Source organism: Candidatus Accumulibacter phosphatis (assembly GCF_012939955.1).
Classification (GTDB): Bacteria; Pseudomonadota; Gammaproteobacteria; order Burkholderiales; family Rhodocyclaceae; genus Accumulibacter; species Accumulibacter delftensis.
The window spans coordinates 24,318-34,160 of record NZ_SPMY01000074.1; the positions used below are offsets into that span (position 1 = coordinate 24,318).

The window sequence follows — 9,843 nt, forward strand, 5'->3', positions numbered from 1 at the left end:
CGTGCTTGAGCTGAGGGGCGGAGCTCAACACCCGGAGTGCGTTGAAGTTGCCATGCGTCATCGATGCTGTTGCGCCTGGCGTTGTGTGGTTTGCCACCACTCCCGAGCGGAGGTGCCGCGTAAAATTCGCCAATGATCCGTTCCTAACTCATCTATCGACTCGCTGCCCTCTTCCCGCAGTTCACGCCCAAAGATACCGAGCTTGCGGTCAAGACCATTCTTGAAGCGCTGAGCAACACGCTGGCGAAGGGGGACCGCATTGAAATACGCGGTTTCGGAAGCTTCGGGCTCAACTACCGGCCGCCCCGTACTGGGCGCAACCCAAAAACCGGTGAGGCCGTGCAGGTTCCAGCGAAAGCTGTGCCCCACTTTCAGGCGGGAAAAGAACTGCGTACCAAGGTCGACTCGGGCAGATAACGGCCACCTGCCGCCGCTCGTCGTTTCCCCAAACCAGCCACCTGGGCGACCGCAGCCCTCTGCAACCTGCCAGCGACGCCCCCGCGCCTTTCTGGCCCGGCATCATTTGCAAGCCAGAACGAGCCGCAAGGCGAATTGCTGGGGGCGTCAACGCTGCCTTGGAGCGCTTCTTCCTGAATCTCAAGATGGAGCGCGTCTGGCCGAAAATCCAACCATGCCGAGACCACTCGTGATGTGACCGACTACATCGTTGGCTTCTACTTCTACAGCAGCCTCCGCGCCTGGCTACCCTGCAACCCCGAACGCCACAGCTTCCGCATTGGCAGGGCTTTCATCCCAGGTTTCCACCGGGATCGCCCCTTCGGTGCAGCGTGGAACTCGGCCATCGTTGCAACCTCGAAAAGCTTGAGCCGAGGAGTCTGGATTAGTGCCGGACGTACCACCAATCTGGCACACCCCAAAAGCTCAGCTCTCGATTTCCCTGAATCCTTTTGATAGTTCGTCCGTCTTCAAAGGAAGAGCACCCGGGTGACGCAACTGACGTACGGGAAAAGAGCATGGAGCAGAAGCAATGACTGGACTGGTGGCACGCTGGCCGCAACAAAGCCCGCGAATCTTTCTAATCGCCGCAGCGGCGATCTGGTGGGGTTTGTACCAAACTCTCATTCCGTTCTCCGAAGCCTTGGTCGCACTGTTTCCGGTCGCCCGCGATAGTCATCTCGGCGGCGCGCTGCAATTCTTCTTCTACGACACACCCAAGGTGTTGATGCTATTGACCGGCGTAGTGTTTGCCATGGGCATGATCAACAGCTACTTCACACCCGAACGAACGCGTGCGTTGCTTGCGGGTAGAACTGAGGGTGTAGCCAACGTGATGGCCGCCACACTGGGCATCGTGACGCCATTTTGCTCCTGTTCCGCCGTGCCGCTGTTCATTGGGTTCGTCCAGGCCGGTGTGCCTCTAGGGGTGACCTTCTCGTTTCTCATTTCTGCGCCGATGGTTAACGAGGTGGCCTTGACCTTGTTGTTTGGCATGTTTGGCTGGAAAGTGGCGATGCTCTACCTCGGGCTAGGTCTGAGCGTGGCCATCGTGGCGGGCTGGATCATCGGCCGGCTAAAGATGGAAGACTATCTGGAAGACTGGGTGCGCGACATGCCCAAGGCTTCGGCCCGATTCGAGGATTCTGGCGTGACGTTGGCAGAGCGAATTGAAGGTGGCTTTGCGGCGGTACGAGAGATTGTCGGCAAAGTCTGGCCATACATCCTTGTCGGCATCGGCCTTGGAGCCTTGATTCACGGCTATGTGCCGGAAGAATTCATGGCTTCCTTCATGGGCAAAGAAGCGTGGTGGTCGGTACCGTTGGCGGTAGTTATCGGTGTGCCTATGTACACCAATGCTGCCGGCGTGATTCCGATCGTCCAGGCACTGCTGACCAAGGGAGCCGCCTTGGGAACTGTCTTGGCCTTCATGATGAGCGTGATTGCATTGTCGTTACCGGAAGCGATCATCCTGCGCAAAGTACTCAAGATTCGCTTGATCGTTACCTTCATCGGCGTCGTCGCTAGCGGCATTCTGCTGGTGGGCTATGTCTTCAACTGGTTGCTATAGGGTAGATTGAGATGAAAGAAATTAAGGTATTGGGTACAGGTTGTGCCAAATGCAAGAACACCATTGCGCTGATCCAACAGGTGGCAGAAGCTACTGGCGTAGCGGTCAATATCGAAAAAATCGAAGAACTACGCGACATCACAAATTACGGCGTCATGAGTACGCCAGCTGTCGTGCTTGATGGAAAGGTCGTGCATACGGGGGGTATTCCCAGCCGCGACAAGATCGAGCAATGGCTGAACCATTGATGCGACGTCGAAATGTTCAAGGAACAAGCGGCTACGCCTTTCCTTCTCCGTGAGATTGCACCATGGGGCAAGAGAAGCACCGGAGCCGATTCCAGTTCAAGGAGGATTGCCATGAGAGGCGCCGATGCCTATGTGCGTGCTCGAATTGACACCGATACCAAGGAGCGCGCCATTGTCGCACTGAAAGCAATGGACCTGTCCATTTCTGATGCTATTCGCCTGTTGATGGCGCACGTAGCGGATGAGCGCTGCTTACCGTTTGAGGTCAAGATGAAGAGCGTGAAGAAGCGCAACTGGAAGCATGGAAAAGCCAGCGTCTCGACAGCGCAACCCACTGTAAGAGACTAGCGGAAGGCTGCCACAAGCAATCGAAATCTAACGCCCTGCTCAGTCTTTTCCTGGTCAGGTTCCATGCCCGGAAACAGAAGCGCCGTTTCAGCGCCAAGGTTTCGCGCTAGCCGAGAAGAAGACTACGGGGCAAGTGACACTGCTTTTTTTTGGGCGCTACGTCTTCGAGCAGGCAAAGAGAGAAAGCTCGTATCAGCGGCGAACAAACTGAATGGGCTGTAACTCCCCAGCCGGGCTTTCAGGCTGAAAGGTGACATGATCGATCCCCTGGTCGCTGGCCACAGCTCTGAGCAAGTGCAGGGTTTGTGGCCAAGAGGCGAGATTGGCGACCAGAACATGGGCAGACAGGGCCAGTCGCTCGGAGGCGATCGGCCAGACATGTAGATCGTGTACTTCGCTGACCCCAGGTACTTCTGCGAGCGCTTGTCCGACCAGCTCGATATTCATCGTAAAGGGCACGCCATCAAGGGTGGCATGCAAGGCTTCGCGCAGCAGACCGACGCTGGAGGCGAGAATCAGTCCGCCGATCAGGATCGACAACAAGGGGTCAATTGGCGTCCATCCGGTAAGCCAGATCACGACTCCTGCGGCGATGGCGGCCACCGATCCCAGTGCATCGTCCATGACGTGCAGCATTGCGGCGCGAACGTTCAGATTGCGCTCACCCCGTGAAAGTATCCACGCGACGACGAGATTGATCAGCAACCCGAGCACGGCGACGATGCTGACTGTTGCACCATTGATACTTCCCGGGTGCTGCAGACGTTGCCAGGCTTCGCTGCCGATGACGAAGACCACGGCCACCATGGAAAGTGCATTGATCAATGCGGCCAGGAATTCGACCCGACCCAAACCATAGGTATGCCGGCGGCTGGGGGGGCGGGCTGCCAACCAGGCAGCCAAGGCGGATATACCGAGCGACGCGCCATCGGTAACCATGTGGCCGGCGTCTGCCAGCAAGGCCAAGGATCCCGAGTGCCAACCAGCAATCAGCTCGACTATCGAGAAGCCAAGCGTAAGTGCAAGGGCGAGCAGGAGGTTCTTACCTGTAGTGCTGCTGTGCGCATGCGCGTGATCACGTTCGCTCATGACAATCCCTCGGTGGTGTTCAGGGCAGGCGCCACCAACAAAGCGACGACCTGCGGGGCGATACCGTCAAGAACACTACAACGGTGGGCGCGGCGTAAAACAGCAGACACGACCGTCCTCATCGAAGCGGACACGACACGCTTTTATCATTCGCTCTTTCAGGCGTTTGCGGGCACGCTGAATGCGTGACTTGGCGCCAGCCAGCGTTATGCCGAGGCGATCCGCGAGTTCTTGTTGCGACAGTCCTTCGATGTCGCACAAGGTGATTGCCAGCCGATCGGCTTCGGCAAGTTCCGAGAGCACCCGGGGCAGACACCGGTTCAGGTCGTCGACTGCCGGGAGAAGTTCGTTCTGTGGGGCGGGTAAATCGTCCGGCAGTGGGAGGTTTTCACGCACTGCTCGTAGACGGTCGACCAGCGCATTGCGCGCCACGCGGAAAAGCCATGCCCGAGGGTCGTCGACTGCGCAGAACAGTTTTCCTTGCATCAAGGCCTTGATGAAAACCTCTTGAAGTACTTCGTCCGCATCATCGCGACCGATTTGATGGCGCAGATAGCCACGTAACTGTGACTCGCACATCGACCAGGCTGTAAGCAGGCACGGAGTACTCATGCCTATCTGCAGTTTTCTTTGTCGAGATCGTCCCCGCCGGTGGCCGGAGCATAGCGGTACCAGTGTTCGCTGCGATTGACGAGTGCCACCAAGGACAGCATTACCGGCACCTCAACCAGCACGCCGACCACGGTGGCCAGCGCCGCACCAGAGTTCAGGCCAAACAGCGAAATCGCCACTGCCACCGCCAACTCGAAGAAGTTCGAGGTCCCGATCAGACAGGCGGGGCCGGCAACGTTGTGCGGTAGCTTCAGCATGCGAGCGCCAATCATGCCGATGGCGAAAATGCCATAGGTTTGCACAATCAGCGGCACCGCGATCATCGCGATCACCAGGGGCCGGTTAACGATGGTCCCGGCCTGGAAGCCGAACAGCAGTACCACGGTGGCAATCAGTCCGACGACGGACCACGGCTTGAGCTTCGCCACGAAGTCGGCCACCGCGTGTGAACTGCGGCGCTCCAGCGCGTGCCGTGTGGCCATGCCGGCGGCCAGAGGAAGAACCACGTACAAGACGGTCGACAGCACCAGGGTTTCCCATGGCACGCTGATGTTGGTGACGCCCAGCAGGAAGGCGGCGATCGGTGCGAACGCGAACACCATGATGAGGTCGTTCACCGACACCTGCACCAGTGTGTAGTTGGCGTCGCCCTTCACCAATTGGCTCCACACGAACACCATCGCGGTGCAAGGCGCCACACCGAGCAGGATCATGCCGGCGATGTATTCGTTGGCCGACTGTGGGTCGACCCAGGGTGCGAACAGGTGCTTAAAGAACAGCACGCCGAGCGCGGCCATCGTAAACGGCTTGATCAGCCAGTTCACGACCAGTGTCAGCAGCAGGCCCCGCGGCTTCTTGCCGACGTCCTTCACCGCATGCCAGTCGATCTGGATCATCATCGGGTAGATCATTACCCAAATGAACACTGCCACCACCAGGTTCACATGGGCGATCTCCAGCCCGGCGATGATCTGGAAGGCATCGGGCATTGCCAGGCCCAGCGCGACGCCAGCAAGGATGCCCAGCGCGACCCAGACGGTTAGATAACGTTCAAACAGTCCCATGTCAGACCCCGGTTGTCGTTTTCAAAGGCACTTCACCTGCCAGTTCGAGCAGGCGTCCGACGCCGACTGGTTCCGCTTCCAATAACGGAACCACCGCGTGACGCACGGCATGGCGGGTGGCAACCGCCTCGATCTCGCGCAGCTCGGTCGCAGCGCGACGGTGCAGCAGGGGTGAGCAGGTGTTGGCCACGGCAACGCTGGCGTTGACGATCCAGGCCCAGGGCTCGATGCCGGCGCGGCGCAGATCGGCCTGCAGACTCGCCGCTTCGAGGATCGGAGTGGTCTCGGCTAGCGTGGCGATGATCACCTTGGTCTGCTTCGGATCCTGCAGCTGCATCATCGGTGTGGTGAAGTTCATACCCTTGCCGCCCATCTGGCGCGCCACCTCGCGGTGATAGGCACCGGTGGCGTCGAGTAAAAGCAGGGTGTGTCCAGTGGGCGCCGTGTCCATCACGACAAACCTGCGCCCGGCCTCACGAATCACGCGCGAGAAAGCCCGGAACACCGCGACTTCCTCGGTGCAGGGTGAGCGTAGGTCCTCTTCGAGCAGCTTGCGCCCCTGCTCGTCGAGTTGCGCACCTTTACTCGCCATGATCTGCTTGCGGTAGCGCTCGGTTTCCACCTGCGGATCGATGCGGCTGACCGCGAGATCGGGTAGCGTGCTATCCATAGTCTCGGCCAGATGTGCGGCGGGGTCGGATGTCGTCAGATGCACGGGCAAGCCGCGCTGTGCAAGCGCCACCGAAATCGCTGCTGCTAGCGTGGTCTTGCCCACGCCTCCCTTGCCCATCAGCATGATGAGGCCGTGGCCATCGGCGGCGATGTCGTTGATAAGATCGGCCAGTGCTGGAGCGTCGAGGTGGGGATCGGACTCTACAGCCTGGTCGGCAGCCAAATCGCCGCCGCCATTTTCGTTGAACAGGTGACGCAGCGCCTCGAGTCCAACCAGGTTGTAGGCCTTTAGTGCGATGTGGTCGCAGGGGAGCGCCGCTAGCGTTTCTGGCAGTTCACCGAGTGCCGCCTGCTCGCGCGCATGGATCGCTGCGGCGAGTGCGTCGTTTTTGGCTTCACCCGTCGGCAGCTCGCCGTTGATCACCAGGTACTGCCGCGTCAACCCGATCGCGGCAAGCTCCTCATGGGTCCGCGCCACTTCTCGCAGCGTGGCTTTCTGTGCGCGGGCAACCAGCACCAGACGCGTGCGCGACGAGTCGGCCAGCGCCTCTACCGCCGCACGATATTGGGCGCGTTGCTTCTCAAGCCCGGCAAGTGGCCCGAGGCAGGAAGCGTCGCCCTTGCCTGCGTCGAGAAAGCCGGACCATGCGCCAGGGAGTTGCAATAACCGGATCGTATGCCCGGTAGGCGCGGTGTCGAACAGGATGTGAACGTAATCAACCATCAGCGCCGCATCGGTGAGCAGCGCGGTGAATTCGTCGAAGGCAGCGATCTCCGTGGTGCACGCACCGGACAGCTGTTCCTCGATGCCCTTCACCACCGCGTCGGGCAAGCGCCCGCGCACCGGCCCGAGCAAGCGATCACGGTAGACCTGTGCCGCAGCCTGTGGGTCGATCTCGAGTGCATCCAGACCAGGCACCGCGGTGATCGGCGTGATGCGATTACCGATTGCCACGCCGAACACCTGCCCAACATTTGAGGCCGGGTCGGTGCTGACCAGCAGCACTCGGCGTTCGGCTGCCGCCAGGCGCACTGCCGCGGCGCAGGCGATCGAGGTCTTGCCGACGCCACCCTTGCCGGTGAAAAAGAGGAAGCGCGGTGGATTCGTCAGGAAGTTCATAACTGGTCTCAGGCGCTCAGCAGCAGCGGCTGCCAGAGCAGCAATCTGAAGCCGCGACCGCCTCTAGCTTCGCCGGTTGAGCGATACCCGCCCAGCGCGCCAGATCGCAGCGCTCCGGATAGCGGCCGGCGAGCGCGAGCTGGCCATCAACCAGCACCAGTGGCAATGCCTCCTGCCCGGAACGTTCGAGAAAGTCCCTGACCGTTCCGTTGTTGGCAAAGACCAGCGGCTGCCGGGCGAGATTGAAGCGCTCGATCTGCACGCCGTACTGCTTCGCCCAGTCCACGTCGGCCGCGAAGCTTACGAGAGCCTGGTCGATGTCGACGCCACACACGCCGGTGCTGCAGCACAGGGCTGGATCAAAGATCTGGATGTTGGCCATTTCGAGACTCCATCGAAAGTTGAAACACTGGCAAGAAATTAGGGCACCAACTTGCCAATGCGATCCAGCTCGCGCTGTAGTTGGGCGTGGTCCCCCGCCGATGCGACCAGCGGCAGAGCAAGGAAGGCCTCGATGCGCACACGCAGGATGCGATAAGTGGCCATAAACGCTGCTTCGACGTCCTCTTCGCTTCCGTTTGTACGGCCAGGGTCTTCCACAGCCCAATGGCTTCGTACGACTTGCCCAAGGTATGCGGGGCAGCTCTCTCCTGCAGCGCTTGAACAGACCGTAACCACAATGTCTGGAGTAAGCGGCAGGTTTTCCCAAGATTTGCTGTAACAGCCAAGGGTAGAGATTCCCTCGCGGGCGAGCAAGGCGATCGCGCGCGAATTGAGGTGGCCAGTCGGTTTACTCCCCGCGCTCATGGCTTTCCAACCAGGGGGAGCGAGATGATTGAAGATGGCTTCGGCAAGGATAGAACGGCAGGAGTTGCCGGTGCACAGAAAAAGAAGATTCATGGCATCACCTTGGGTGAGTACGCGACGTCAGCGATGGGGCGATAAAAATCACGTTTCCATAGTTCTAATAATATAGTAAGATTTAGGTGTCGCACAAGCTGAAATCGCTTGCCGCGTTCAGGTTTTTGGCTCACTGGCAGGTTTGCCGAGCACTACTCACCCTTTCGGAGGAACGAGAAATGACTATCAAGGTTGGCATCAACGGTTTCGGTCGCATGGGCAGGTTGGCGTTGCGCGCGGCATGGGACTATCCGGAACTCGAGGTCGTCCACATCAACGAAGCCAACGGGCCAGTGGAATCTGCGGCGCACCTGCTCGAATTCGATTCCGTGCAGGGCCGCTGGCAGCGTGACATTTCGGTCAGCAACGGGCACATGCTGGTGGGCGGCAAGTCGATCAGCTACAGCAGCGCCAAAGACGTGGCCGGTGGCCCGTGGAGCGAAACTGGGGTGGACATCGTTCTCGAGGCCAGTGGCAAGTGGCGTACGGTCGGGCAACTGTCGCCCTATCTGGCAGCGGGAGTAAAGAAGGTCATTGTCGCCGCGCCGGTCAAGGACGGGGATGTCTTGAACGTCGTCATGGGGGTCAACGACCATCTCTACGATCCGGCGCGCGACCAGATCGTCACCGCCGCCTCGTGCACCACCAATTGCCTGGCACCGGTGGTCAAGGTCGTCCATGAAGCAATCGGCATTACACGCGGGATTATCACCACGATCCACAGCTCGACCAATACGCAGAGCGTGCACGATCAAATGCACAAGGACCTTCGTCGCGCCCGGGCAGCGAGTTTGTCACTGGTACCGACGACCACCGGTTCGGCGACCGCCATCGCGCTGATTTTTCCGGAATTGAAGGGAAAACTCGATGGTCATGCGGTGCGCGTACCGCTGCTCAACGCTTCGCTGACTGATTGTGTTTTCGAGATGAAGCGCCCAACGACCGCCGCCGAAGTCAATGGCCTGTTCAAGGCAGCTGCTGAAGGCCCGCTGAAGGGAATCCTGGGCTACGAGGAGCGGCCGCTGGTTTCCATGGACTACCTGGGCGATCCGCGGTCGTCGATTGTTGACGCTGCGCACACGCTGGTGGTCGACGACACGATGCTCAAGATCTACGCCTGGTACGACAACGAGTGGGGTTACGCCAATCGTTACGTCGAGTTGGCGCGCAAGCTGGCGACTTCGCTCTAGGTAGGCACTTCGTAGCATCGCGCCGGGGTTACTGCAGCCAATTTCGCGGACAAGAGCCCTGGTGCGCCGGCACCCCTTTGGAGGAACGCAATGAGCGAGCCATCACAAGCCAAAACCGACACATCGCGCGCTGGGCTGCGCAACTACGTATTGGTTACGGCCGCCTACTGGGCGGATACGGTGACCGATGGCGCAACGCGCATGTTGGTGCTGTTCTATTTCTACAACCTTGGCTACTCGCCTCTTGCCGTCGCCTCGCTGTTTATCTTCTACGAAGTCTTCGGCATTCTGACCAATCTCTTCGGTGGCTACATCGGTGCCCGTTTCGGGCTCAAGTCAACGTTGTTCATCGGCCTTGGCACGCAGCTGGTGGCGCTGTCGATGCTCGCCTTCGCGCCACAGTCCTTGCTCGTCGTTGCCTGGGTGATGGCCTCCCAAGCCTTGAGCGGGATCGCCAAGGACATGACCAAGATGAGCTCGAAGAGCGCCGTCAAGCTGATCGTCCCGGAGAACGCATCCGACACGCTGTATCGCTGGGTGGCCATCCTGACCGGTTCGAAGAATGCGCTGAAGG

At 59.7% G+C, this 9,843-nt stretch carries 12 protein-coding genes; 6 read left to right on the forward strand and 6 right to left on the reverse strand.

The genetic code is table 11. The features are described 5' to 3' along the window. Nucleotides 1–150: 150 nt before the first annotated feature. The 4 genes from E4Q23_RS20295 to E4Q23_RS20310 all read left to right on the forward strand — a co-directional run bounded on the left by E4Q23_RS20295 (nucleotide 151) and on the right by E4Q23_RS20310 (nucleotide 2,622). Entirely contained in the window at nucleotides 151–417 is a 267-nt protein-coding gene (locus tag E4Q23_RS20295; protein WP_336511748.1) for an integration host factor subunit beta, read from the forward strand. A 571-nt stretch (nucleotides 418–988) separates the two neighbouring features. Beyond that, on the forward strand, nucleotides 989–2,026 hold the full coding sequence (locus E4Q23_RS20300) for a permease (RefSeq protein WP_169068314.1): 1,038 nt from the start codon (nucleotides 989–991) through the stop codon (nucleotides 2,024–2,026). An 11-nt stretch (nucleotides 2,027–2,037) separates the two neighbouring features. Beyond that, a complete protein-coding gene (locus E4Q23_RS20305; RefSeq protein ID WP_169068315.1) occupies nucleotides 2,038–2,274 on the forward strand; it encodes a thioredoxin family protein in 237 nt (78 codons plus the stop codon). 111 nt (nucleotides 2,275–2,385) lie between these two features. Next, complete coding sequence (locus E4Q23_RS20310) at nucleotides 2,386–2,622, forward strand: type II toxin-antitoxin system RelB/DinJ family antitoxin (RefSeq protein ID WP_169068316.1); 237 nt, start codon at nucleotides 2,386–2,388, stop codon at nucleotides 2,620–2,622. 192 nt (nucleotides 2,623–2,814) lie between these two features. Here the strand turns inward: E4Q23_RS20310 and E4Q23_RS20315 are convergent, their stop codons facing one another. The 6 genes from E4Q23_RS20315 to E4Q23_RS20340 all read right to left on the reverse strand — a co-directional run bounded on the left by E4Q23_RS20315 (nucleotide 2,815) and on the right by E4Q23_RS20340 (nucleotide 8,079). Next, nucleotides 2,815–3,711, reverse strand: a complete 897-nt coding sequence (locus E4Q23_RS20315) for a cation diffusion facilitator family transporter (RefSeq protein ID WP_169068317.1) — start codon at nucleotides 3,709–3,711, stop codon at nucleotides 2,815–2,817. A 75-nt stretch (nucleotides 3,712–3,786) separates the two neighbouring features. Next, nucleotides 3,787–4,323, reverse strand: coding sequence for a sigma-70 family RNA polymerase sigma factor (locus E4Q23_RS20320; protein WP_169068318.1), 537 nt, complete (start codon nucleotides 4,321–4,323; stop codon nucleotides 3,787–3,789). A 2-nt stretch (nucleotides 4,324–4,325) separates the two neighbouring features. After that, on the reverse strand, nucleotides 4,326–5,387 hold the full coding sequence (gene arsB, locus E4Q23_RS20325) for an ACR3 family arsenite efflux transporter (protein ID WP_169068319.1): 1,062 nt from the start codon (nucleotides 5,385–5,387) through the stop codon (nucleotides 4,326–4,328). 1 nt (nucleotide 5,388) lies between these two features. Continuing rightward, nucleotides 5,389–7,179 carry an arsenical pump-driving ATPase gene (gene arsA / locus E4Q23_RS20330; protein ID WP_169068320.1) on the reverse strand — a complete coding sequence of 597 codons (1,791 nt, stop codon included), beginning with the start codon at nucleotides 7,177–7,179 and terminating at the stop codon, nucleotides 5,389–5,391. Nucleotides 7,180–7,195: 16 nt separating this feature from the next. Beyond that, nucleotides 7,196–7,561, reverse strand: coding sequence for an arsenite efflux transporter metallochaperone ArsD (arsD, locus tag E4Q23_RS20335; RefSeq protein ID WP_169068321.1), 366 nt, complete (start codon nucleotides 7,559–7,561; stop codon nucleotides 7,196–7,198). A gap of 38 nt (nucleotides 7,562–7,599) precedes the next feature. Beyond that, nucleotides 7,600–8,079 (reverse strand): arsenate reductase ArsC, encoded by a 480-nt coding sequence (locus tag E4Q23_RS20340; RefSeq protein WP_169068322.1) that lies wholly within the window; start codon nucleotides 8,077–8,079, stop codon nucleotides 7,600–7,602. 179 nt (nucleotides 8,080–8,258) lie between these two features. Between E4Q23_RS20340 and E4Q23_RS20345 the strand changes: the two genes are divergently transcribed. Continuing rightward, nucleotides 8,259–9,269 (forward strand): ArsJ-associated glyceraldehyde-3-phosphate dehydrogenase, encoded by a 1,011-nt coding sequence (locus E4Q23_RS20345; RefSeq protein WP_169068323.1) that lies wholly within the window; start codon nucleotides 8,259–8,261, stop codon nucleotides 9,267–9,269. Between the two features lie 90 nt (nucleotides 9,270–9,359). Further along, a partial coding sequence (locus E4Q23_RS20350; protein ID WP_336511747.1) for an MFS transporter occupies nucleotides 9,360–9,843 on the forward strand: 484 nt, incomplete at its 3' end.

Coding starts and splice junctions, on each gene's coding strand:
- E4Q23_RS20315 (WP_169068317.1), bottom strand. CDS start 3,711: ATGAGCGAACGTGATCACGCGCATGCGCACAGCAGCACTACAGGTAAG.
- E4Q23_RS20340 (WP_169068322.1), bottom strand. CDS start 8,079: ATGAATCTTCTTTTTCTGTGCACCGGCAACTCCTGCCGTTCTATCCTT.
- E4Q23_RS20305 (WP_169068315.1), top strand. CDS start 2,038: ATGAAAGAAATTAAGGTATTGGGTACAGGTTGTGCCAAATGCAAGAAC.
- E4Q23_RS20300 (WP_169068314.1), top strand. CDS start 989: ATGACTGGACTGGTGGCACGCTGGCCGCAACAAAGCCCGCGAATCTTT.
- E4Q23_RS20310 (WP_169068316.1), top strand. CDS start 2,386: ATGAGAGGCGCCGATGCCTATGTGCGTGCTCGAATTGACACCGATACC.
- arsA (WP_169068320.1), bottom strand. CDS start 7,179: ATGAACTTCCTGACGAATCCACCGCGCTTCCTCTTTTTCACCGGCAAG.
- arsB (WP_169068319.1), bottom strand. CDS start 5,387: ATGGGACTGTTTGAACGTTATCTAACCGTCTGGGTCGCGCTGGGCATC.
- arsD (WP_169068321.1), bottom strand. CDS start 7,561: ATGGCCAACATCCAGATCTTTGATCCAGCCCTGTGCTGCAGCACCGGC.
- E4Q23_RS20345 (WP_169068323.1), top strand. CDS start 8,259: ATGACTATCAAGGTTGGCATCAACGGTTTCGGTCGCATGGGCAGGTTG.
- E4Q23_RS20320 (WP_169068318.1), bottom strand. CDS start 4,323: ATGAGTACTCCGTGCCTGCTTACAGCCTGGTCGATGTGCGAGTCACAG.